This window comes from Mesorhizobium sp. M7D.F.Ca.US.004.01.2.1 (assembly GCF_003997785.1).
Lineage (GTDB): Bacteria > Pseudomonadota > Alphaproteobacteria > Rhizobiales > Rhizobiaceae > Mesorhizobium > Mesorhizobium loti.
Map to the genome: position 1 here is coordinate 40,182 of NZ_RZRQ01000003.1, position 20,872 is coordinate 61,053.

General features: G+C 63.3%; 25 protein-coding genes. 16 read left to right on the forward strand and 9 right to left on the reverse strand.

The genetic code is table 11. The annotated features are described in order from the left end of the window. Positions 1–97: 97 nt before the first annotated feature. Complete coding sequence (locus tag EN993_RS01680) at positions 98–955, forward strand: Ku protein (RefSeq protein ID WP_127262211.1); 858 nt, start codon at positions 98–100, stop codon at positions 953–955. 12 nt (positions 956–967) lie between these two features. Next, on the forward strand, positions 968–3,487 hold the full coding sequence (ligD, locus tag EN993_RS01685) for a DNA ligase D (RefSeq protein WP_127262212.1): 2,520 nt from the start codon (positions 968–970) through the stop codon (positions 3,485–3,487). Positions 3,488–3,691: 204 nt separating this feature from the next. Here ligD and EN993_RS01695 read toward each other — a convergent pair whose 3' ends face one another. Beyond that, positions 3,692–4,366 (reverse strand): winged helix-turn-helix domain-containing protein, encoded by a 675-nt coding sequence (locus tag EN993_RS01695; RefSeq protein WP_126067047.1) that lies wholly within the window; start codon positions 4,364–4,366, stop codon positions 3,692–3,694. 68 nt (positions 4,367–4,434) lie between these two features. On the opposite strand from EN993_RS01695, the gene EN993_RS01700 reads away from it, so the two are divergent. The 3 genes from EN993_RS01700 to EN993_RS01710 all read left to right on the forward strand — a co-directional run bounded on the left by EN993_RS01700 (position 4,435) and on the right by EN993_RS01710 (position 5,410). Next, positions 4,435–4,650, forward strand: coding sequence for a DUF1127 domain-containing protein (locus EN993_RS01700; protein WP_126067046.1), 216 nt, complete (start codon positions 4,435–4,437; stop codon positions 4,648–4,650). An 86-nt stretch (positions 4,651–4,736) separates the two neighbouring features. Then, entirely contained in the window at positions 4,737–5,069 is a 333-nt protein-coding gene (locus EN993_RS01705) for an NIPSNAP family protein (RefSeq protein WP_126067045.1), read from the forward strand. Beyond that, positions 5,066–5,410: an antibiotic biosynthesis monooxygenase gene (locus tag EN993_RS01710; protein ID WP_127262213.1), complete on the forward strand. Its 345-nt coding sequence runs from the start codon at positions 5,066–5,068 to the stop codon at positions 5,408–5,410. The genes EN993_RS01705 and EN993_RS01710 overlap by 4 nt, the downstream gene beginning before the upstream one ends. A 159-nt stretch (positions 5,411–5,569) precedes the next feature. Here EN993_RS01710 and mbfA read toward each other — a convergent pair whose 3' ends face one another. After that, entirely contained in the window at positions 5,570–6,553 is a 984-nt protein-coding gene (mbfA, locus tag EN993_RS01715) for an iron exporter MbfA (RefSeq protein ID WP_109667652.1), read from the reverse strand. Positions 6,554–6,729: 176 nt separating this feature from the next. Here mbfA and EN993_RS01720 point away from each other — a divergent pair, with 176 nt between their 5' ends. The 4 genes from EN993_RS01720 (at position 6,730) to EN993_RS01740 (ending at position 9,390) form a co-directional block, all read left to right on the forward strand. After that, entirely contained in the window at positions 6,730–7,053 is a 324-nt protein-coding gene (locus tag EN993_RS01720) for a hypothetical protein (protein ID WP_024502197.1), read from the forward strand. A 312-nt stretch (positions 7,054–7,365) separates the two neighbouring features. Next, positions 7,366–8,343 carry a threonine/serine dehydratase gene (locus EN993_RS01730; RefSeq protein ID WP_127262214.1) on the forward strand — a complete coding sequence of 326 codons (978 nt, stop codon included), beginning with the start codon at positions 7,366–7,368 and terminating at the stop codon, positions 8,341–8,343. A 48-nt stretch (positions 8,344–8,391) separates the two neighbouring features. Then, a complete protein-coding gene (locus EN993_RS01735) occupies positions 8,392–8,772 on the forward strand; it encodes a nuclear transport factor 2 family protein (RefSeq protein ID WP_126067042.1) in 381 nt (126 codons plus the stop codon). An 18-nt stretch (positions 8,773–8,790) separates the two neighbouring features. After that, positions 8,791–9,390: a DNA-3-methyladenine glycosylase gene (locus tag EN993_RS01740; protein WP_127262215.1), complete on the forward strand. Its 600-nt coding sequence runs from the start codon at positions 8,791–8,793 to the stop codon at positions 9,388–9,390. A gap of 3 nt (positions 9,391–9,393) precedes the next feature. Here EN993_RS01740 and EN993_RS01745 read toward each other — a convergent pair whose 3' ends face one another. From EN993_RS01745 to EN993_RS01760, 4 genes are read right to left on the reverse strand one after another with little or no spacing between them, the layout of a single operon-like run. Beyond that, positions 9,394–10,530: an ABC transporter permease gene (locus tag EN993_RS01745; RefSeq protein ID WP_126067040.1), complete on the reverse strand. Its 1,137-nt coding sequence runs from the start codon at positions 10,528–10,530 to the stop codon at positions 9,394–9,396. Further along, positions 10,527–11,447, reverse strand: coding sequence for an ABC transporter ATP-binding protein (locus tag EN993_RS01750; RefSeq protein WP_127262216.1), 921 nt, complete (start codon positions 11,445–11,447; stop codon positions 10,527–10,529). Before EN993_RS01750 ends, EN993_RS01745 begins: the two co-directional genes overlap by 4 nt. After that, complete coding sequence (locus EN993_RS01755; RefSeq protein WP_127262217.1) at positions 11,444–12,397, reverse strand: HlyD family efflux transporter periplasmic adaptor subunit; 954 nt, start codon at positions 12,395–12,397, stop codon at positions 11,444–11,446. Before EN993_RS01755 ends, EN993_RS01750 begins: the two co-directional genes overlap by 4 nt. Then, complete coding sequence (locus tag EN993_RS01760; RefSeq protein WP_109667674.1) at positions 12,394–13,098, reverse strand: CerR family C-terminal domain-containing protein; 705 nt, start codon at positions 13,096–13,098, stop codon at positions 12,394–12,396. Before EN993_RS01760 ends, EN993_RS01755 begins: the two co-directional genes overlap by 4 nt. A 104-nt stretch (positions 13,099–13,202) precedes the next feature. Between EN993_RS01760 and EN993_RS01765 the strand changes: the two genes are divergently transcribed. Genes EN993_RS01765 through EN993_RS01775 form a run of 3 tightly spaced genes read left to right on the forward strand, consistent with a single transcriptional unit; the run spans position 13,203 to position 15,463 of the window. Continuing rightward, positions 13,203–13,676, forward strand: coding sequence for a CYTH domain-containing protein (locus EN993_RS01765; protein ID WP_127262218.1), 474 nt, complete (start codon positions 13,203–13,205; stop codon positions 13,674–13,676). Beyond that, positions 13,673–14,611, forward strand: a complete 939-nt coding sequence (locus EN993_RS01770) for a CHAD domain-containing protein (RefSeq protein WP_127262219.1) — start codon at positions 13,673–13,675, stop codon at positions 14,609–14,611. The genes EN993_RS01765 and EN993_RS01770 overlap by 4 nt, the downstream gene beginning before the upstream one ends. Before the next feature lie 51 nt (positions 14,612–14,662). Then, entirely contained in the window at positions 14,663–15,463 is an 801-nt protein-coding gene (locus tag EN993_RS01775) for a lipo-like protein (RefSeq protein WP_109667682.1), read from the forward strand. Positions 15,464–15,471: 8 nt separating this feature from the next. On the opposite strand, the gene EN993_RS01780 is transcribed toward EN993_RS01775, so the two are convergent. After that, on the reverse strand, positions 15,472–16,278 hold the full coding sequence (locus EN993_RS01780; RefSeq protein ID WP_126067036.1) for a helix-turn-helix transcriptional regulator: 807 nt from the start codon (positions 16,276–16,278) through the stop codon (positions 15,472–15,474). 113 nt (positions 16,279–16,391) lie between these two features. Between EN993_RS01780 and EN993_RS01785 the strand changes: the two genes are divergently transcribed. After that, entirely contained in the window at positions 16,392–17,252 is an 861-nt protein-coding gene (locus tag EN993_RS01785) for an ATP/GTP-binding protein (RefSeq protein WP_127262220.1), read from the forward strand. A gap of 183 nt (positions 17,253–17,435) precedes the next feature. On the opposite strand, the gene EN993_RS01790 is transcribed toward EN993_RS01785, so the two are convergent. Further along, positions 17,436–17,735 (reverse strand): DUF1236 domain-containing protein, encoded by a 300-nt coding sequence (locus EN993_RS01790; RefSeq protein ID WP_127262221.1) that lies wholly within the window; start codon positions 17,733–17,735, stop codon positions 17,436–17,438. A 201-nt stretch (positions 17,736–17,936) separates the two neighbouring features. Here EN993_RS01790 and EN993_RS01795 point away from each other — a divergent pair, with 201 nt between their 5' ends. Beyond that, complete coding sequence (locus EN993_RS01795) at positions 17,937–18,701, forward strand: DUF1236 domain-containing protein (protein WP_127262230.1); 765 nt, start codon at positions 17,937–17,939, stop codon at positions 18,699–18,701. A 156-nt stretch (positions 18,702–18,857) separates the two neighbouring features. After that, positions 18,858–19,862: a L,D-transpeptidase gene (locus EN993_RS01800; RefSeq protein ID WP_127262222.1), complete on the forward strand. Its 1,005-nt coding sequence runs from the start codon at positions 18,858–18,860 to the stop codon at positions 19,860–19,862. A gap of 58 nt (positions 19,863–19,920) precedes the next feature. Here EN993_RS01800 and EN993_RS01805 read toward each other — a convergent pair whose 3' ends face one another. Continuing rightward, on the reverse strand, positions 19,921–20,112 hold the full coding sequence (locus tag EN993_RS01805; RefSeq protein WP_245468590.1) for a hypothetical protein: 192 nt from the start codon (positions 20,110–20,112) through the stop codon (positions 19,921–19,923). A gap of 250 nt (positions 20,113–20,362) precedes the next feature. Between EN993_RS01805 and EN993_RS01810 the strand changes: the two genes are divergently transcribed. Beyond that, positions 20,363–20,791 carry a hypothetical protein gene (locus EN993_RS01810; RefSeq protein ID WP_245468591.1) on the forward strand — a complete coding sequence of 143 codons (429 nt, stop codon included), beginning with the start codon at positions 20,363–20,365 and terminating at the stop codon, positions 20,789–20,791. Positions 20,792–20,872 lie beyond the last annotated feature (81 nt).

The window sequence follows — 20,872 nt, forward strand, 5'->3', positions numbered from 1 at the left end:
CTCGGGTGCGCTTGGCATCCAGATCGGCGCGGGAGCGCGGAACTGGAGCGGGCTCTGTCCGTTCTCACCTTCATCTGGTTGTGGAAGGGAAGATATCATGGCGCCGCGTCCAGCCTGGAAGGGCTATCTGAAGCTGTCGCTGGTCACCTGTGCCGTCGAGCTGACCAATGTCGTCACCCACACCGAGAAGGTCTCGTTCCGGGTGCTGAACCGCAAGACCGGCAACACGGTGAAACGCATCTATGTCGATTCCGAAACCGGCAAGCCGCTTGGCGACGACGACGAGATCAAGGGTTACGAAGTCAGCGACGGCGATTTCGTCCATATCGAGGAAGACGAGATCGAGGCGGTGCAGATCGAATCCTCGCACACGATGGCGCTCGACGGTTTCGTCGACAAAGCCTCGATCCAGCAGATCTACCTCGATACGCCCTATTATGTCGCGCCGGCCGACAAGGTGTCGGAGGAGGCGTTCGCCGTCATCCGTGATGCTATGGCGGGCAAGAAGATGGCCGGACTGGCGCGCATCGTGCTCTATCAACGCGAGCGCCCGGTGGTCATCGAACCGCTGGGCAAGGGCATGGTGCTGACGACGCTGCGCTACGACAACACGGTGCGCCAGCCGGACACCGTGTTTGGCGACATCAAGGCGGTGAAGACCGATCAGGAGGTGACCGATCTGGCCGAGCTGATCATCGACAGGAAGAAGGCCAAGTTCGATCCCTCGAAATTCGATGACAAATACGAGGACGCACTCCTGGAGCTGATCCGCGCCAAGAAGGCCGGCAAGAAGGCGCCCACGGCCAAGGCAGCGCCCAAACCCTCCAATGTCGTCAATCTGTTCGACGCGCTGAAGAAGAGCCTGTCGTCGGATGGCAGCTCGAAGGCTTCTTCGTCGGCGAAGGCCAAGCGCGCCAACCCGAAAGCCGGCGCGCCGAAGCGCAAGTCGGCCTGAGGACATCCAGAGATGGCCAGCCTCGAACAGTACCACTCCAAGCGCGATTTCAAGAAGACCACCGAGCCGGCCGGCAAGGTCGCCCGTACCAAGAAGGGCGAGGCGGGCGGCATCTTCGTCATACACAAGCACGCGGCGACAAGGCTGCATTACGACCTGCGGCTGGAACATGACGGCGTGCTGTGGAGCTGGGCGGTGACGCGCGGCCCGAGTCTCGACCCGCATGAGAAGCGGCTGGCCGTGCATGTCGAGGATCACCCGATCGACTATGCGCCGTTCGAAGGCACCATCCCCAAGGGCGAATATGGCGGCGGTTCGGTCATCGTCTGGGACGAGGGCACCTGGGTTCCCGAGATCGACCCGGCCAAGGCAATGAAGAAAGGCCATATCAGCTTCGAGCTGCACGGCCACAAGCTGCACGGTCTATGGCATCTGGTGCGGTTGAAGCCGCGCGCGGCTGAAAAGCGCGACAACTGGCTGCTGATCAAGTCCGACGATGCCGCCGCGCGGCCGGGCGAGGACATCCTCAAGGAAGCGCCGGAATCGGTGAAGTCGGGCCTGACCATCGAGGAGGTCGGCGAGGGCAAGGCCGCCAAGGGCCAGAAGCCAAAAGTCTGGCATTCCAACAAGCCAGCCGCCGGCAAGGCGAAGCCCGGCAAGCGCCTCGACTTTGTTGAGCCGCAGTTGGCCACGCTGGAGCGCGAAGCCCCGCCGGGCAAGGACTGGCTGCACGAGGTGAAGTTCGACGGCTATCGCATGCAGGCGCAGATCGCTGGCACCGAAGTGCGGCTGCTGACCCGCACCGGCCTCGACTGGACGGAGAAATTCGGCGGCGAGATCATGGCAGAACTGGCCGGACTGAAATGCAGTGACGCCATCATCGACGGCGAGATCGTCGTGCTGGCCGACAGCGGCGTTTCGTCCTTCTCCCTGCTGCAGCAGGATTTGTCTGCCAATCGAACCAACCGCTTCATCTACTACGTCTTCGACCTGATGCGCCTCGACGGGAAGGATTTGCGCCGCGAGCCATTGGTCGAGCGCAAGCAGACCTTGCAGGAGCTGCTCGGCAAGCAGCCGGAGAATGCGGCAGTCCGTTTCAGCGACCATTTCGCCGAGCCCGGCAAGATCATGCTGGAGCATGCCTGCCGCATGGGGCTGGAAGGCGTCGTCTCCAAACGCGCCGATGCGCCTTATCGCAGCGGCCGCGGCCCCACCTGGGTGAAATCGAAATGCACGGCGCGGCAGGAGTTCGTCATCGGCGGTTATCTGCCGTCGGAGAAGACCGGGCGCGGACTGCGCTCGCTGCTGGTCGGCTATCATGAGGGTGGCAAGCTGCATTATGCCGGCCGCGTCGGCACCGGCTTCTCCGCCAAGGGCGCCACCGATTTGAAGACAAAGCTCGATGCGCTGAAGGCAAAGTCGTCGCCGTTCGCTGCCACCGTGCCGAAGGGCAAGGGCCTGGTCTGGGTCAAGCCGGAACTTGTCGGCGAAGTGGAGTTTCGCAGCTGGACGTCGGACCGTATAATACGCCACGCCTCGTTCCAGGGATTGCGCGAGGACAAGCCGGCGGAGGAAGTCGTGCAGGAAAAGCCCAAAGCGTCGACAGGCAAGGCAGCGACAGCCAAAGGTTCGGCAAAGCCGGCATCGAGCAGCACCGCCAAGCCCGCCGGGTCGATGACGACCACGGTAAAGCTTTCCCATCCCGACAAGCTGCTGTGGCCGGACGAAAAAATATCCAAGCAAGGCCTGCTCGACCACTACGCGCAGGTCTGGCCACGCATGGAACAGTTCGTCGTCAACCGGCCGCTCAGCCTGGTGCGCGCGCCGGACGGCGTCGGCGGACCGCGCTTCTTCCAGAAACATGCCTCGGCCGGCATGAGCGACAAGATCGCCCGCATGAAGGACCCTAACGACGGCGAGGAGATCCTGTTCATCAGGGATTTCGACGGCGTTGCTGCACTGGTTCAATATGGTGTGGTCGAGATCCACATCTGGGGCTGCACGACAGACAAGCTTGAACAGCCCGACCAGATCATCTTCGATCTCGATCCCGATGAAGGCGTCGACGTGAAAGCGGTGCGCGAGGCGGCACTCGACATTAGAGGCAAGCTCGACGAGCTGTCGCTGTCGAATTTCGTCAAGACCTCGGGCGGCAAGGGTTTTCATGTGCTGGTGCCGCTAAAGCCATCGGCGGATTGGGAGGCGGTGAAGACCTTCGCCCATGATTTTGCCAAGGCGCTCGAACAGGGCGCCCCCGACCGCTACACGGCGACGCTGTCGAAGAAGGCGCGCACCGGAAAGATCTTCGTCGACTATCTGCGCAATGGCAGGGGCTCGACGACGGTCGCGCCCTATTCGTCGCGCGCCAAGAAGGGCGCCACCGTGTCGATGCCGGTGACCTGGGCCGAGATCGAAGCCGGACTGGCGCCGAACGCTTTCCCGATCGGCGACAAGACGACGCTGGCGAAGTTGGCGCTAGCCGATCCGTGGAAGGATTTTTTCAAGGTGGGGAAGGTGTTGAAGCGGGGGTAGTTCGCGCAATTTGCCAGCGCAGCGATCCTTCGCGCCCCCCTCTGGCCTGCCGGCCATCTCCCCCACGAGTGGGGAGATTGGCAGCTTCGGCGCTTCGCACCCTTTGCACGTAAGAGATTGGCGAAAGCCGGCGTGACGCCTGATCTCCCCCCGTGTGGGGGAGATGGCCGGCAGGCCAGAGGGGGGCGCTGTCCCGCCAACCCCTCAGTCCAAAAACACCCTCTCAAACGCCTGTTTGCCCGGCGGCGAGAAAATGACCGCGCGACTGTCCTTCTCGCGGCGCGCCCATTTCTCGGCAAGGATCTTGTCGAGGATGGCGGCGCCCAGCGTGCCGGCGAGGTGCGAGCGCCTCACGCTCCAGTCGAGGCAGGCGCGGCATACCGGCCGGCGCGGCCTGGTGTAGACATCGATGCCGATGGCAGCGAAATGCGAAGCCGCCGATGGCCCGAGCCTGATCTCCTTGTCGTCGCGGACCAACACGTTTTTGGCGACGAGACGATCGAGCATCGCCACCGCCTGCTCGCCGGCAAGGTGGTCGTAGCAGACGCGCGCCACGCGCATGGCGCCGTCGCGGGGACCCGGCCGCACGCGCTTTGGCCCAACGGCTTCCGCGACACCGGTGATGGCTTCGATCATGCCCGCCACCTGCGGGCCGGCGAGGCCGTAGTAGCGATGGCGGCCCTGGCTCGCCACCGTCAACAGCCCGCCTTCCATCAGCTTGCCCAGATGCGAGCTGGCGGTCGGCAGCGACACGCCGGCTTCGAGCGCCAGTTCGCTCGCCGTCAGCGCCGTGCCGCCCATCAGAGCATTCAGCATGTTTGCCCGTGCTGGATCGCCGACCAGGCTGGCGATGCGGGCGATGTCGGGTCCTTCACGCATAGTTCGTTTCTCATCGAAGCATCCTTGTCAGATAACCACTATTCTCCGATCAGATCAAGGAGACGACGATGACCGCACGAACCGCTTTCCCCTCGGCCCCGCTCGCCAGCCGCCAATCGTTCCCGTTCGTCACCTGGTTGCGTTCCCGGCTGCTGGCTCGCTGGTATGACCGTCATTTGCAGCGTCTCGACCTCGCCGAGATCGACGATCATCTGCTGCGCGACCTTGGCCTGACGCCAGAAGACGTGCGCCGCGAATGCACGAAGTCCTTCTGGCAGGCATGACCGCCAAGGGAATTGCCTAGCAGACCAGGCGGCACGACGTTTCGACGCCGCTCGAACCATCGACGCGGAAACCCAAGGAGACCACAATGACCATCACCTGCTTCATCCGCTACGAGATCGACCCGTTCGGCAAAGCGGCCTTCGAGGAATACGCCCGCAACTGGGGCCAGTCCATTCCACGTTGCGGCGCCGATCTGATCGGCTACTACGCGCCGCATGAGGGCTCGGCGACGACCGCCTATGCCGCTTATAACATCGACAGCCTGGCGGCCTATGAAGCTTATCGCGCTCGGCTTGCCGCCGATCCCGCCGGCAAGGCAAACTACGAATTCGCCCGCCGCGAAAGATTCATCCTGAAGGAGGACCGCATGTTCCTGAAACACGTCTCGGGACCGCATGCAAAGCTGGTGCTGCCGTGATTGCCGTCCTCTTCGAGGTCGAGCCGGCGGCGGGCAGGCGCGACGCCTATCTGAGCATCGCCGCCGACTTGCGTCCTCTGCTCGACGGCATCGACGGCTTTGTCTCCATCGAACGCTTCCAGAGTCTGGTCGATCCGAACCGCATCCTGTCCTTGTCGTTCTGGCGCGACGAGGAGGCGGTGAAGGCTTGGCGCAACACCGAGGAACACCGGCAGGCGCAGAAGGCCGGCCGTGGCGGTATCTTTGCCGGCTACCGTCTGCGGATTGCGCATGTGGTGAGGGATTATGGGCTGACCGAGAGGGACGAGGCGCCTGGGGATAGTCGGGCGGTGAATGGGTGAACGGGCAACCCGCGTGGCGCCAGCCCCCTCATCCGGCCGCTTCGCGGCCACCTTCTCCCCGGCGGGGAGAAGAGGTTGGCGCGGCGCTGGAAAGCTCCTCTCCCCTCTGGGAGAGGTCAGCCGAGCGAAGCGGAGGCTGGGTGAGGGGGCGCTTTGCGCTTACGCATTCCCGATCAGCACGCCGGCCGCGAACACCAGCGCGCCGCCCAGCACCACCTGGAAGGCGGCGCGCAGGAAGGGCGTCTGCATGTAGCGGTTCTGGACGAAGGCAATCGCCCACAGTTCGAAGAACACCACAACCGCAGCGACGGCTGTCGCCGTCCAGAAATGCGGGATGAGATAGGGCAATGCGTGGCCAAGGCCACCCGCCGACGTCATGACGCCGGTGGTGATGCCGCGTTTTATCGGCGAACCACGGCCCGATAGCTTGCCGTCGTCGGAAGCCACTTCGGTGAAGCCCATCGAGATGCCGGCGCCGATCGAGGCGGCAAGCCCGACCAGAAAGGTCTGCCAGGTGTCATGGGTGGCAAACGCTGCGGCGAAGATCGGCGCCAGCGTCGACACCGAGCCGTCCATCAATCCGGCAAGCCCCGGCTGCACATAGGTGAGGATGAACTGGCGCTGCTCGGCGGCGGCCTCTTCGTCCTTCACTTCGCCCGGTACGTGCTTTTGCTCCAGGCGCTGCGCCAGCGTTTCGTGCCCTTGCTCGGCCAATGCCAGATCGTCGAGCAGCTTTCTGGTCGAGGCATCCGTGGTGCGCTTGGCCGCCTCGACGTAGAACAGATAGGCCTGCCGCTCCATCGCCTCGGCCTGGCTGCGCACGTGCTCGATGCCGAGCGGTCTCACCAGCCAGTCGGGCTTGCGCTCGTAATACCCCTTCACATGCTCGCGCCGGATCAGCGGAATACGTTCGCCGAACCGACTGCGGAAGAGCTCGATCAGCGCATCGCGATGGCCATCCTCTTCCTCGGCCATCTCCTCGAACACTTTTGCCGATTGCGGGAAGGTGTCTGCCAGTCCGTCGGCATAGGCCCGGTAGATGCGTCCGTCATCCTCCTCGGACGAAATGGCCAGCGCCAGGATCTCCTGTTCGGTAAGCGATTCGAAGGGACGGCGGCCGAAGCCGAAAACACGGGAAAGCATGAGGAATTCACCCTAGTTTAGAATAATTCTAAAGTAGGGTTTTGAACGCCTTTGGTCAATTGCGCGCTTGGGTCGCGGTCAAGAATTGTTGAAGCCCCGCGCCCGCGGCGACCCTTCATTATCAGTGAATGTTCACCTATATAGCTGCACTCAAGCCAAGAACAAGGAGCCCGCAGATGACGGCAAAACAGCCTCCGCACCCCTATGATCCAAAGCCCGTTCTCGACCTCATCGCCAGCATCGAGGCCGACCTGCAGCGCCTGAAAGGCCTGGTCGAACAACAGGTCGAGAAATTCGACCCCGCCAATCCGCACAACAAGGCGCCGGACGGCAAACTGACCGAGGAAGGCGTCGAGTGCTGCTACCGCATGTTCGACGAGGGCAAGTCGCGCTATTCGGTTGCCCAGCAGATGAAGATCTCCTTTGCCGCCGCCAGCCACCGGTTCAACAACTGGCGCAAGCTGGGTGGGAGCAAGAGGCAGAGGACGCTGCTTGGCTAGAATAGGGTGGCCAATTTGCTGATCTCGGCGCCGCCCCTCATTGCCCTGCCGGGCATTTCTCCCCGTAAACGGGGAGAAGGAAGCTGGCCGTGATGCCGCGCCCTTCTTGCGACGCTGGCGATTGGCGAAACCGCTGGCGACAGCTCCCCTCTCCCCGTCACTATACGGGGAGAGGATGCCGGCAGGCAGGTGAGGGGCGGCGCAAACGCCGATCATGACTCGCCAAACTTTGTAACGGTCACATTTTTCCCATGGTGCGCCACCTCCCTTTGCGGGCATCATGAAGGGCAACATGTTTCCACAGGATCCACTATGACCACCCCTCCCGGCATCGCCGACATCCACGCCGCCGCAGCCCGGCTTGCCGGCCTGATCGTCGAAACCCCCTTGATCGAATCGCAGGAGCTGAACAAGCGCTTCGGCGGCCGGATCCTGTTCAAGCCGGAAACGCTGCAGCGTACCGGCTCGTTCAAGTTCCGTGGCGCCTACAACAAGCTGTCGTCGCTCCGTGAAGAAGAACGCAGCCGAGGCGTGGTTGCCTTCTCGTCGGGCAATCATGCGCAGGGCGTCGCCGCTTCGGCCGCGATGTTCGGCGTCAAGGCGGTCATCGCCATGCCTTCAGACGCGCCAGCGATGAAGATCGCCAATGTCCGCAAGATGGGCGCGGAGGTGGTGCCGTTCGACCGTTTTCGCGACGACCGCATGACCGTGGTGCGCCCTTATATCGAAAGGGGCATGGTGCTGGTGCCGCCCTTCGACGACCCGGCCATCATCGCTGGACAGGGCACGATCGGCCTCGAATTGATGCGCCAGGCAAAAGCGCTTGGCGTCAGCCTCGACGCGGTCGTCATTCCCTGCGGCGGCGGCGGCCTGACCAGCGGCATCTCAGTTGCGGTCAAAGACGCCTCGCCCGACACCGCGGTCTGGGCAGTGGAGCCCGAGCATTTCGACGACACCCGCCGTTCGCTCATCGAAGGCGCAAGGGTGTCGAACGAGCCCGGCCACGCTTCGATCTGCGACGCGATCCTGACCGCCGAGCCCGGCCTGATCACCTTCGAGATCAACCGCAGGAACCTTGCCGGTGGCATCGCGGTCTCAGACAAGGCAACCGCGCAGGCGATGCGCGACGCCATGGCCTATCTCAAACTCGTGGTCGAGCCCGGCGGCTGCGTGGCGCTGGCGGCACTGTCATCGGGTGAGATCGAGCTATCCGGCAAATGCGTTGCCGTGGTGCTCTCCGGCGGCAATGTCGATTTCGGTACCTATGCCGAGATCATGGCGGCGGCGTAGGGTAGCGAAAGGCCCGGTCACGACCGCGATGTCCGAGGGAGATCCGGCATGGAAGACTTGGAGATTCGGGCGGCTCTGGATCGCCACTGGGCTGCTTCCGACGCTGATGACCTCGAGGCGGAGCACCAGATCTACCGGGAGGACGCGGTGCTCGACTATCCGCAGTCGGGCGAGCGCATAAGCGGGCGGCAAAACATCCAGTCGTCGCGCGCCGCGCAGCCCAATCAAAAGCGCTTCACGGTGCGGCGGATCGTTGGCGGGGGCGATCTCTGGGTCACTGAATTTGTCCTCGCCTATGACGGGCGACCGTCCTACACCGTGAGCATCATGGAGTTCCTCGATGGCAAGGTCGCCCGCGAGACCCAGTATTTCGCCGATCCGTTCGAGCCGGGACCTTCGCGCGCGCAATGGGTCGAGCCGATGCCGTGAAACCTGGCCGCGCTGAGCATGACCATCCGCCGCCCGCTCGTGCGCTCGGAACTGCCTGATGATACGGCATCCCTTGCCCGCACTCTCATTGGCAAACTCGTGGTGCGCGAGCTGCCCGAAGGCGTCGCCAGCGGCCGCATCGTCGAGACGGAGGCCTATGTCGTCGGCGATGCCGCCGGGCACGGTTACCGGGGGATGACCTCGCGCAACCGTTCGCTGTTTCTCGGGCCTGGCCACGCTTATGTCTATCTCGCCTACGGCGTCTCCTACATGCTCAACGTCTCGAGCGAGATGCCAGGGATCGGAACCGGTGTGCTGATCAGGGCGCTCGAGCCGCTCGAGGGCATTGCCATCATGCGGCTCAATCGGGGCATCGAGCGCGTGCGCGATCTGGCGCGAGGACCGGGAAGGCTCGCCCAGGCGTTGCGTATCGATCGTTCGCTCGACGGGATCGATCTTTGCCGCGAAGGCCCGCTATGGCTGGCAATTGATGATCATCAGGCCGGTGACATCGGGCAGGGCATCCGGATCGGCATTACGAAGGACGCGGATCGCCCGCTACGCTTCTATGTCCGAGGAAGTCCGTTCGTTAGCGGTACGAGATCACTCAACCCGTGAGAGCTAGTCGAGCGTCCGCCTGAACCGCACCAATGCGACACCGGCAAACAGCGCCACGAACACCACCAGCCAGCCGATCTCGCCGGCCACCGCCGGCAGTTCGGCGCCCTTCAGCATCACCGCGCGGGTGATGCGCAGGAAATGCGTCAGCGGGAAGATCTCGCCGAAGGTCTGCGCCCAGTCCGGCATGCCCCGATAGGGGAACATGAAACCCGACAGCATGATCGACGGCAGGAAGAAGAAGAAAGTGAGTTGGAGGGCCTGCATCTGCGTGCGGGCGACGGTCGAAATCGTATAGCCGAGCAGCACCAGCGCCAGCACGAAGATCAGCACGGCGGTCAACAGCAGCGACATCGATCCGGTGAAGGGTATGGCGAACAGAAGCTTGGCCGCCGCCAGCACCACCACCACCTGCACGCCGCCGACCGCCAGATAGGGCAGCACCTTGCCGAGCATGATCTCGAGCGGGCTGGACGGCATCGCCAGCAGGTTCTCCATCGTGCCGCGCTCGGTCTCGCGCGTCAGCGCGATCGAAGTCATCATCACCATGGTCATCTGCAGGATGACGCCGAGCAGGCCGGGCACGATGTTGTATTGCGAGATGCCTTCGGGATTGTAGCGCCGATGTACGACGACATCGAGCTGACCCTTGGCGGCCTCGGCGGCGGCTTCCTGCGTGCCTTGCGCCCTCAGCAGCGCCTGGCTAGCGACGGTGCCGAGCGTCGAGATAGCGCCGCTGGCCACCGCCGGGTCGGTGGCGTCGGCCTCGATCAGGATCTGCGGGTTGTTGCCGCTCTCCACCCTCTTGGCGAAATCGGCGGGGATGGTGACGACGAAGGCGACGTCGCCGCGCGATATCAGGAACTCCGCATCGGCAGCACTTTGCGCGACATGGTCGAAACGATAGTAGCCGGTGGTCTGCAGCGCCGCGACAATGGCACGCGTGTAGGGATCGTTGCTCGTCGCCACGAGTGCTGCAGGCAGGCTTTTCGGGTCGTTGTTGATGGCGTAGCCGAACAGCACCAACTGTATCAGCGGCACACCCAGCATCATGGCGAAGGTGATGCGGTCGCGCCGCATCTGGATGAATTCCTTGATCAGCAGCGCGCCAAGCCGAGCGAAGGAAAAGACACTGTTCATGCCATGTTGTCCTTCGAGCCGGACATGAACTGGATGAAAACATCTTCCAGGCTGGTTTCTCCGGGCGACACTTTCACGCCCTTGTGCTCTCTTTCGACATCCGCGAGTGCGGCTTCGAGCTTCCTCTTGTCGGAGCCGACGACATGCAGCGTCGCGCCGAACGGCGCCACCTGGTCCACGCCGGGGCGCCCTTGAAGCGCTTCGGCCACCTGGTCAAGGCGCGGGCCTTGCAGGACGAAGGTGGTCAGCCCGGCATTTTTCACCACCTCGGCGACGGTGCCGGTGGCCAGCATCTTGCCGTAGGAGATGTAGCTGATGCGGTGGCAGCGCTCGGCCTCGTCCATGTAGTGGGTGGAGACCAGCACGGTCAGCCCGCCGCTGGCGAGGCGATGGATCTCGTCCCAGAATTCACGCCGCGCCTTCGGATCGACACCGGCCGTCGGCTCGTCGAGCAGCAGCAATTTCGGCTTGTGCATGATGCAGGCGGCGAGCGCCAGCCGCTGCTTCCAGCCGCCCGACAAGGTGCCGGCCAGCTGGTTGCGGCGCGTGGTCAGGCCAAGGTCTTCAAGCGTCCCGGCGACATATTCTTCAACCGGCTTCAGCCGGTAGAGCCGCGCCACGAATTCGAGATTCTCGCCGATCGTCAGATCCTCGTAGAACGAGAATTTCTGCGTCATGTAGCCGACTTCGCGCTTGATGCGCAGGCTGTCGGTGCGGATGTTGAAGCCGAGCACCGTGCCTTCGCCTTCGTCCGGCGTCAGCAGACCGCACATGATGCGGATGGTGGTGGTCTTGCCCGAACCGTTGGGTCCGAGAAAGCCGACGATCTCGCCTTCGGCGACCGACATCGTCACATGGTCGACGACGGTCTTGTTGCCAAAACGCTTGACCAGGCCATGGACGTCGATGGCGTTCATTTTGCGCTGTCCGCCAGATCGACATCGACGATCTGGCCCGGCTGCAGCGGGCCGGCATCGCCCTCCGGCCGCGCCTCGACCAGGTAGACCAGCTTCTGCCGGTTCTCGAGCGAATAGATCACCGGCGGGGTGAACTCGGGATCGGGCGAAACGTAGCTGACCCGCGCCTTCACGCCCTCGCCGCAGCCGTCGCAATGGACGCCGAGCAAGGTGCCAACCTTGACCGAGGAGAAGGCGCTCTCCGGAATGTAGACGCTGAGCTTCACCGCGCCGTCGGGCAGGATCGAAATGACAGGCGCGGTCGGGCCGGCGGTGTCGCCCGGATTGCGGATGACATCGTTGACGCGGCCGGGCGAAGGGGCTGCCAGCACCCGCTTCGACAGCCGCCACTGCGCCTGTTCCAGTGTCGCCTGCGCCTGCTTGACCTGGTTGTCGGCGGCCTTGATCGTTTCGGGACGCGCCGGCAGGCCACCGACGGCGAGATTGGCGGTGGCCTGACCGACCTGCGCGTTGGCCGTTTCCAGCGTCGCCGACGCGGTGTCGAAATCGGCCTGCGTGCCGGCGCCGCGTTTGAACAGATCGGCGGCGCGGTCGAATTTGCGCTTGGCGTCGGCGGCCTGGGCGCTGGCCATGTCGACCTCGGCCTTCAACACCGCGATCTCTTCCGGCCGCTTGCCGATCTGCAGATCGGCCAATTGCGCCTGCGCCTGGGCAAGGCCGGCCTCGGCCTGCGCCACCGCGATCTTCGCGTCGGCACTTTCCAGCGTCACCACGGTCGTGCCGGGCACCACTCGGTCGCCGCGTTTGACCGTGACGGTCTCGACCTGCGCCACCTCGATCGGCGCCAGCAGCACGTAATCGCCTTCGACATAGCCGACGGCCAGCGGGGCAGCCGGGGCACAGGCGCTGAAAAGCTGCGCAGCGAGCGGCAGCGAACACAGAAAGCTCATGGTCTTTGCCCCTTCATCTTTGCCCCTTTTCTGGAAGCCAATATGGCCTCGAGATTGCCGGATGTGGCCGCCACCACCTTGGCGGCCTCGGCGGCGCCGATGTCGTTCCAGCCCATGCGGCGCATCACCGCCTCGCGGCCGATGCGGAAATAGATGACCTGACCGATCAGCGTGAACACGGTCAGCCTTGTGGCCTCGCTCTCGGCCGGCTCGCCGGTCGCCTGCTCCCAGAGTTGGCACAGCCGGCGATGCGTCGGCTCGAAAACGCCGTCATAGATGCGGTCGAGGGCTGCCGTCGGATGTGAAAGCTCGCGCAACACGAACTGCACGATCTCGCCGGCCTGCGGGCTGGCCACGACAAAGCCGACCATCCGCTCCAGCGCCGCGAAGAGCTGCGCTTGCGCCGCCTCTGCACCGCCCGGCATCGGCGCCTGCGCATTGCCGAGCGCCTGGCCGGCGACCGTCTGGATGGTCTCGACGATAAAGTCGGCGGCAGCGGCGCGAAGGCCCTCCTTGCCGCCGAAATGATAGGCGATCGAGCCGATATTGGCCTGCGCCTCGGCGGCGATCTCGCGCGTCGAAGTGCCGTCGAAACCCTGCCGCCCGAACAATTTCAGCGCCGCGCGGACAAGCGCCGCACGCGTCATCTCGGCGGGAGATGCTTCGCGGCGGGGATTTTTGGCGTCGGACTGCTTGATCATATCAGATATTTAATCAATCGATTGATTAAAGTCAATTCGTGAGCGCTAACTTGTGTGCGTCACCGTCTTGCCATCGCCGGCGGTAACCGCTTTAGTGCGCGGCCATGGGCAAGGAAGTCGAGCGCAAGTTCCTGGTCTCCAGCACCGCATGGTTAGAACTGGCCGAGGCGCGTATTCGTATCCTCCAGTTCTATCTCGCTGCCAGCCCCGGGCGCACGGTGCGCGTGCGCATCAGCGATGGCACGTCCGCCAAGCTGACGCTCAAGTTTGGCAGCAAGGCGCGCGAGCGCGACGAATTCGAATACCCGATCCCGCTGCCGGAGGCGGTGGAGATGTTGGACTTCACCATCGGACGTGTCATCGAGAAGACACGTCACCATGTTAGGCACCGCGGCTATCTCTATGAAGTCGATGTCTTTGGCGGTCCACTTACGGGACTTGTGGTCGCAGAACTTGAGACGCCGGAGGACGTGCCGGACGAAATGCTGCCTGACTGGCTCGGCCGTGAAGTCACCGGTGAGTCAAAATACTACAACGCGTCGCTCGCCCTCGGGGGGATACCGGAGATCGCCGCATGAGCTTTCGCATCGATCCGCGCGTGCCGCTGACCGGCGAGGTCAGGCGTATCCTTGCAGAGGAAATCGGCAAGGCATTGGCTCACCTTGATGCCGCGCGGAGCCGGCCGGAACAGGCACTGCACAAATGCCGCAAGCGGTTGAAGAGCGCTCGTGCCTTGCTGCGCCTGGTTCGTTCCGGTGACGAAACATTCTGTGAGACCGAAAACCAGTGCTATCGCAATGTGGCCGGCCTGCTTGCCGGCCCGCGCGAGGCGACGGCGCTGATCGAGACCATCGACCGGCTGGCGGCAAGCTTTCCCAAGGAGAGCGCCGACGACGGGCTGGGCGCGGTTCGCGACAGGCTGATTGCCCGCCAGCATGAAATGCATGAGGGCAGCGGGCTCGAAGTGGCGATCGGTGCGGCGACCGCGGCATGCGAGGAAGGCCTCAAGCGGATCGAAAGCCTTGCCTTGCCCGACCAGCCGGAACAGGCGGCCGACGTGCTTGCCGAAGGCGCCCGCATCACCTTGCGCCGTGCCAGGAAGGCGCTGGACAAGGCCGGATCGCGCGGCGAGGCCAATGATTTCCACGATCTGCGCAAGGCGGCCAAGACCCACGGCATGCATCTGTCGCTGCTCGGCAGGCTGTGGCCGACGCCGATCAAGGCAAGGCGCAAGGCGGTTGACGAACTGGGCGAGCGGCTGGGCGACCTGCACGATGTGCTGGTGATGCGCGATCTTCTCGAGGCCGATGACCGTCCGCTCGGACCGCCCGAGGACACGAAGCTTCTGGCCAAGCTTTTGAAGCGGTCGGAGAAGCAGCTGAAGAAGAGCTGTCTTGCCGAGGCGGCGGAGCTGTTCGGCGACAGTCCGAAACGCTCGACACGCAAACTCGCCCGCAAGGCGCGCGACGATCTGGCTGCGTCGCCGGAAGAGGCCGCGGCGACGGCAAGCTGACCGACGTGCGGCTGGCGCCCAGCCACCCGCCTATGCTAATCGCCATAGGGCATGACCGAGCCTGGCGACACGCTTCTGGATAGACTTGGCCGCTGGCTTGCCGGCCGGCTGCAGGAAGAATCTTCCGGCTACGAGCCCTATACGCCGTCCGATGCGGAGACGCTGCGCCGCACGCTTGAGCCCGGCGATATCCTGCTGATCGAGGGCAACCAGAAGATCTCGGCGGCGATCAAGTATCTGACCCAGTCGACCTGGTCACATGCGGCCTTCTATGTGGGCGACGCGCTGGCCGAACCGGAAGACGGAACGGAACGGCGGCGGCTGATCGAGGTCACGCTCGGCGAAGGCTGCGTCGCCGTGCCATTGTCGCGCTATCGCACCTACAATACCCGCATCTGCCGGGCGAGCGGACTGGCGCCGGAGGATCGCGACAAGGTCGTCGCCTTCATGATCGGCAAGCTCGGCCTGAAATACGACCTCAAGAACATTTTCGACATGCTGCGTTTTTTCTTCCCGACGCCGCCGGTGCCGGTGCGTTGGCGGCGGCGCATGCTGGCCTTCGGCTCCGGCGATCCGACACGGGCGATCTGCTCGACGCTGATCGCCGAGGCCTATGGCCAGATCCGCTATCCGATCCTGCCCGAGATCACCCGTGCGCCCGGCCGCGCTTCGGCGCAGTCGAACTATTCGCGCAAGGAAATCCTGCACATCCGCCACCACTCGCTCTACACACCGCGCGATTTCGACCTGTCGCCCTATTTCCGCATCGTCAAGCCGACGCTGGAATATGGTTTCGACTACCGGCAGATGGTCTGGGACGACAAGGTTGCCGATGCGAAGGCCCCTGAATAGCAGGCCAACTATGCCGGCAAGGGGCGACCCCTTTTTGCCGGAGTGTTGGGGCTGTCGGGCACCCGTGCACCGGGATCTCGCGCGTGCGGCCCGATCGGCATGATCGCCGGAAATGGCGTTGCACCAAAGGCAAACGTCCATTTGTAGCCGACCAGCCCGTCCTCCGGCGTGGTGTGCTGGTCGTGATGGGCGAGCAGCTTGGCGCGATCGGCCAGCTCCTGCGCCTCGCGCCGCACCATCTCCGCCGTCTCCGGCCGCATCCGCCTGGAGAAGCTGACGAAGGTCGCTTCCTTGTCGATATGGGTGATGGCCCAGCCGATGAAATTCTTGTTGGTCATCTCGAACAGCGGCCTCAGCGGCCCTTCGAAATTCCACTGGATCGGCGTCTCGACCAGCACTCTTGCCGAGAGGCCCCGGCCGAGCGCGACCAGGCCAAGCTCCTCGAGATCGCGCAGATAGAGGAACATCGAGGCCTCGCTCAGGCCTTGCGAGCGCATGATGCCTTCGGGCGTGAACTTTTCCGACAGCATGACGAAGATGAACAGCAGCGCCGGCCGACCGGCGAGCCTGCGCTCGATCTCCGGCGCGATGTGGTTGACCGGACCTGGTCCCCGGTTCATCGAGCCGAGCACGTTTTCCAGCTCGACGCCGGCGGCGGCGCAGATATCCATCAGCCGGTCGAGCTTGCAGTTGCGCTCGTGGAAGATACGCTTCACCGTCGGTTCGGAAACGCCCATGCGTTCGGCAAGCGCGCGATATGTGACGCCCTTCGCCTTCAGCGTCCGCTTCAACGCCTCGAAGATAAGACCGTTCATTCGATGCACCTCTTGCCGGCAGTTTCGTATCGACTTTCGATACTAGCGGTGTCAGGCCTTTCCGGAAAGTATCGAAAACCGTAGCTCTGCCTCGTCATCACAGGAGAGCAGTCATGAACACCCTCATCATCTCAGCCCTTATCGTGGCTATCGGCATCTCGGCAGCGCCTGCCGCCGAGGCCGCCGAACTCTGGCGCGCCACCGGCCTCGAGCAGCCGGAATCGGCTTTGTTCGACGCCGCCAACAACCGCATCATCGTCTCCAACATATCAGGCAATCCCGGCGACGCCGACGGCAATGGTTATCTCTCCGTGCTGTCGCTGGACGGCAAGACGGTCACCCGGCACTGGACCGATGGCATGGACGCACCCAAGGGCATGGCGATCTCGGGCGGCAAACTCTATGTCGCCGACATCACCAAGGTTCGCATCGTCGACCTCGCCAGCGGCAAGCTCGTCACGAGCATCGCGGTGCCGAATGCCGTCTTCCTCAACGACATGACATCGGACCAGTCCGGCAAGGTCTATGTCACCGACATGCTGGCCGACACCATCTACCGCATCGACGGCGACCGGCCGGAGCTGTTCGTCAAGGACGCGATACTGGCTTCGCCCAACGGCGTCTTCGCCGATGGAAACAGGCTGATCGTCGCCTCCTGGGGCAAGGGCATCAAGCCCGACTTCAGCACGGCGGAGCCCGGTGGCCTGCTGTCGGTCGACATCGCCAGCAAGGTGGTTTCGCCCTTGCCGGGCGCCCAGAAATTCGCCGACCTCGATGGCGTCATCGCCATTGGCGACAGCATCTACGCCACCGCCTACATGACCGGCACGCTCTACCGCTATCATACCGGCGGCGCACCGGAAGCGGTGGCGCATTTCAAGCCCGGCAGCGCCGACATCGGCACCGACGGCAAGTCGATCCTCTATGTGCCGTTGATAAGCGAGGGCGAAGTGGCGGCCATGAAGCTCGAATGAAAACTGGCGCCTCGGCGCCGCTCCGCCGAGACGTTCGCCAACAGCCGATGGACCGTCATTCGTCGGCGAGGATCGCCAACATTGTGGCTAATTAGACGACGCCCTGGACCGACCGACCTTGTACCAAGCGCCAAGGCGAAAAGCCCGCCACTCCGGAAAGCGGCGGGCTTGGGTGAACTTGGATCACTGAATAATCTTCACGATCTTGCGGGTGCCAGGATCAACCACCACGGTCTGGTTGTCGACTACAACGTAGCGATATTTGACGTTGGGAACTTCATGAAGTTCGACGGTATCTGGCAGAGCCATGCCGACATTGAGTTCCACGCCAGGGAGCTTGACGGAAGCCAGCGGCTGCTTGTGCACGTACTCCTTAATCACCGTTTCCTGCTCAGGCTGGATGACCACGTCCTGAGCCGCGGCGGCGCCAACATCGGCGAGTAGCAAAAGTCCTGCCGCTGCACTGGTAAGATGCATCCTCATGATCGTCTCCTTTCCGTTGTGAGCGAGTGTGGGAGAGCCCTTGGGCTGCCGTTCGCAACCGGGTCTCACGGTCGTTAACGCCATCGGATGTGGCTTGTTCCTTCAAATTTCTGCCCGTCGGTTTGCTCAATTCGCCTGGAACAAAGTTTTTCCGTTGAGGTTTACCCAGCGAAGGGACTGACGCTTTCGAGGAGATTTCCCATGAAACATATTCTGATCACCAGCATGCTGGCGCTCGGCATCGGATGTGGTGCCGCAGTTGCTCAGACGCAGCCGGCTGAAACCCAGTCGGGCGGCGACAGCAATTGCGCGGCCGGCGCGGCCGACTGTCAAAAGGGCTCGAAGATGAAGATGGGCGAGCAGGCCCAGGGCAAGGCCAAGGCCAAGGTCCAGACGGACCAGCAGGCTCAGGGCAAACCCAAGCTCAAGACGGACGAACAGGCCCAGGGCAAGGCAGGTGCGACCACCGATCAGCAGGCCCAAGGCAAGACGAAGCTGAAGACCGACGAGCAGGCCCAGGGCAAGGCAGGTGCGACCACCGATCAGCAGGCCCAGGGCAAGACGAAGCTGAAGACCGACGAGCAGGCCCAGGGCAAGGCAGGTGCGACCACTGATCAGCAGACCCAGGGCAAGACGAAGCTGAAGACCGACGATCAAGCTCAGGGCAAGGCCTCGACACAGACTGATCAGGGGTCGACTGCTTCCATCACCAATGTCACGGTCGAACAGAAAACCCAGATCACCCAGGTTATCAAGGAGACCAGGGTCGAGCCGGTGTCCAATGTCGATTTCGACATTTCGGTCGGCATTGAGGTTCCCCGGCACAAGATCCGGTTGCATCGTCTGCCGGCGCGTATCGTGAAGATCGTACCAGCCTACGAAACCTACGAGTATTTCGTGTTGGCCGACGGTCGGATCGTCATCGTCGATCCGGACACGTTGAAGATCGTCCTTATCCTGACCTGACCTTGCAGTGCCTATCGCACTGAAAAAGGCTCGCCACATCGACGTGACGGGCCTTTCCATAAGGTCGGCCGATGAATCGGATGTTGGCGGACGGAACCAGAAAGGTCTTTCCGCGTCATAGACGCAGATTCCTGCGCAGCTCCGGAGTTGACATCGATGTTTAGGGTCCTTGTTGTCGTCGCCGCGGCACTCGCCCTCGCATGCGGGGGGACGGAGGCGGCCAAGCTGGACCGACTCGCCGTCAATCAGGCCCAATTCGGCGTCGGCCCAGCCAAAGGCGTCAATCCAGCCATACTGAAAGCGCAGATCCTTCTGGACCGTGCCCGATTCTCGCCGGGCCTGATCAATGGCCGCCTTTCAGAGAACTTCGCCAGAGCGGTGAGCGCCTTTCAGGCCGCGAACGGATTCCCGTCCGATGGCAAGCTCACTCAGGACACCTGGGACAGGCTGATGGCAACCTCAGCCAGCCCGGTCCTGATCGCCTATGAGGTGACGCGCAAGGATGTGCGCGGGCGCTTTACCAAGCGAATTCCGACCCGCATGGAGAGGATGGCCCGTCTGCCACGGCTGGGCTATCGCAACACCGTGGAGAGGTTGGCGGAGCGCTTCCATATTAGCGAACAATTGCTACGAAGGCTCAATCCCTACGCTGGCTTCGGGAGGGCCGGTGCGACCTTGATGGTGCCGGACGTTGGCCGGGGCGATCCTCCTGCGGCCGTTGCCAGCGTCGAGGTCGACAAGGGCGCCCGCCTGGTGCGCGTGCTCGATCCTTCCGGCAGATGGCTCGCAATCTACCCGGCATCGATCGGGAGCGATGAGAAGCCGGCGCCGAGCGGTATGGCAGAGATCAAACGCGTGGTGCACAATCCAACTTATCACTACGATCCGCGCTTCGCTTTCAAGGGAGTAAAGACCAAGCGGCCTTTCACCATCGCTGCTGGGCCGAACAACCCCGTCGGATCGGTCTGGATCGACCTCTCGATCGAAAGCTACGGCATTCACGGCACGCCCGAACCTGGCAAGATCGGCGCGACTTTCTCACACGGCTGCATCCGGCTGACCAACTGGGATGCCGAAGACCTCGCCTCTATGGTGCAGAAGGGTACGAGGGTTAACTTCAAGGACGAGACGGCGGATGCAGGCGTCAAGCTCGCCGATTAGACCATGCGCACTTGGTGATGGGCTGCCAAAGGGCCAAGGATGCAAGGTTACTGGTGGTTTACAGTCGCTTGAAGTCGGCAAGCCCCAACCGCATTCGCTGACCTTCCGCATAGGCCAGTGCGAACGATTCCAGCTCGAATGATCGGGTCAGTTCCTGGTCATCCTCGGCCACCCGGACGAACCATTCGCCGCAGGCCTCGATCACTTCAACACAGGGGCAAACCCTGGCGTTCAACATTACATCATCCATTTCGCACTGCCTCCCGCGCAATGTGGACAATCACGAATTTATGGGTCCGGCGGAAATCGGTTCTTCAAGTGACAAAACCTGTAGGGTCTCACCAAACTCAAACCAAGAACCCGCGCCTTTACCCCGCATGGAAAAAACGCGCGGTCCGCCGGCTCCGGCACGCAGCAGGATTATCTGCCGAGCGACCGTTGCCGGCAATAAAGTTTGACATGGTGGGCGGTTACGTACGATTCCGTACACTGGGGCAGAGTTGCGTCACGACCGCATCGACGGCAACTGGCCGGAGCTGTTCGTCAAGGACGCGGCGCTGGCCTCGCCCAACGGCGTCTTCGCCGATGGAAACAGGCTGATCGTCGCCTCCTGGGGCAAGGGCATCAAGCCCGACTTCAGCACGGCGGAGCCCGGTGGCCTGCTGTCGGTCGACATCGCCAGCAAGGTGGTTTCGCCCTTGCCGGGCGCCCAGAAATTCGCCGACCTCGATGGCGTCATCGCCATTGGCGACAGCATCTATGCCACCGCCTACATGACCGGCACGCTCTACCGCTATCATACCGGCGGCGCACCGGAAGCGGTGGCGCATTTCAAGCCCGGCAGCGCCGACATCGGCACCGACGGCAAGTCGATCCTCTATGTGCCGTTGATAAGCGAGGGCGAAGTGGCGGCCATGAAGCTCGAATGAAAACTGGCGCCTCGGCGCCGCTCCGCCGAGACGTTCGCCAACAGCCGATGGACCGTCATTCGTCGGCGAGGATCGCCAACT

Coding starts and splice junctions, on each gene's coding strand:
- EN993_RS01680 (WP_127262211.1), top strand. CDS start 98: ATGGCGCCGCGTCCAGCCTGGAAGGGCTATCTGAAGCTGTCGCTGGTC.
- ligD (WP_127262212.1), top strand. CDS start 968: ATGGCCAGCCTCGAACAGTACCACTCCAAGCGCGATTTCAAGAAGACC.
- EN993_RS01695 (WP_126067047.1), bottom strand. CDS start 4,366: ATGCGTGAAGGACCCGACATCGCCCGCATCGCCAGCCTGGTCGGCGAT.
- EN993_RS01700 (WP_126067046.1), top strand. CDS start 4,435: ATGACCGCACGAACCGCTTTCCCCTCGGCCCCGCTCGCCAGCCGCCAA.
- EN993_RS01705 (WP_126067045.1), top strand. CDS start 4,737: ATGACCATCACCTGCTTCATCCGCTACGAGATCGACCCGTTCGGCAAA.
- mbfA (WP_109667652.1), bottom strand. CDS start 6,553: ATGCTTTCCCGTGTTTTCGGCTTCGGCCGCCGTCCCTTCGAATCGCTT.
- EN993_RS01720 (WP_024502197.1), top strand. CDS start 6,730: ATGACGGCAAAACAGCCTCCGCACCCCTATGATCCAAAGCCCGTTCTC.
- EN993_RS01730 (WP_127262214.1), top strand. CDS start 7,366: ATGACCACCCCTCCCGGCATCGCCGACATCCACGCCGCCGCAGCCCGG.
- EN993_RS01735 (WP_126067042.1), top strand. CDS start 8,392: ATGGAAGACTTGGAGATTCGGGCGGCTCTGGATCGCCACTGGGCTGCT.
- EN993_RS01740 (WP_127262215.1), top strand. CDS start 8,791: ATGACCATCCGCCGCCCGCTCGTGCGCTCGGAACTGCCTGATGATACG.
- EN993_RS01745 (WP_126067040.1), bottom strand. CDS start 10,530: ATGAACAGTGTCTTTTCCTTCGCTCGGCTTGGCGCGCTGCTGATCAAG.
- EN993_RS01750 (WP_127262216.1), bottom strand. CDS start 11,447: ATGAACGCCATCGACGTCCATGGCCTGGTCAAGCGTTTTGGCAACAAG.
- EN993_RS01755 (WP_127262217.1), bottom strand. CDS start 12,397: ATGAGCTTTCTGTGTTCGCTGCCGCTCGCTGCGCAGCTTTTCAGCGCC.
- EN993_RS01760 (WP_109667674.1), bottom strand. CDS start 13,098: ATGATCAAGCAGTCCGACGCCAAAAATCCCCGCCGCGAAGCATCTCCC.
- EN993_RS01765 (WP_127262218.1), top strand. CDS start 13,203: ATGGGCAAGGAAGTCGAGCGCAAGTTCCTGGTCTCCAGCACCGCATGG.
- EN993_RS01770 (WP_127262219.1), top strand. CDS start 13,673: ATGAGCTTTCGCATCGATCCGCGCGTGCCGCTGACCGGCGAGGTCAGG.
- EN993_RS01775 (WP_109667682.1), top strand. CDS start 14,663: ATGACCGAGCCTGGCGACACGCTTCTGGATAGACTTGGCCGCTGGCTT.
- EN993_RS01780 (WP_126067036.1), bottom strand. CDS start 16,278: ATGAACGGTCTTATCTTCGAGGCGTTGAAGCGGACGCTGAAGGCGAAG.
- EN993_RS01785 (WP_127262220.1), top strand. CDS start 16,392: ATGAACACCCTCATCATCTCAGCCCTTATCGTGGCTATCGGCATCTCG.
- EN993_RS01790 (WP_127262221.1), bottom strand. CDS start 17,735: ATGAGGATGCATCTTACCAGTGCAGCGGCAGGACTTTTGCTACTCGCC.
- EN993_RS01795 (WP_127262230.1), top strand. CDS start 17,937: ATGAAACATATTCTGATCACCAGCATGCTGGCGCTCGGCATCGGATGT.
- EN993_RS01800 (WP_127262222.1), top strand. CDS start 18,858: ATGTTTAGGGTCCTTGTTGTCGTCGCCGCGGCACTCGCCCTCGCATGC.
- EN993_RS01805 (WP_245468590.1), bottom strand. CDS start 20,112: ATGGATGATGTAATGTTGAACGCCAGGGTTTGCCCCTGTGTTGAAGTG.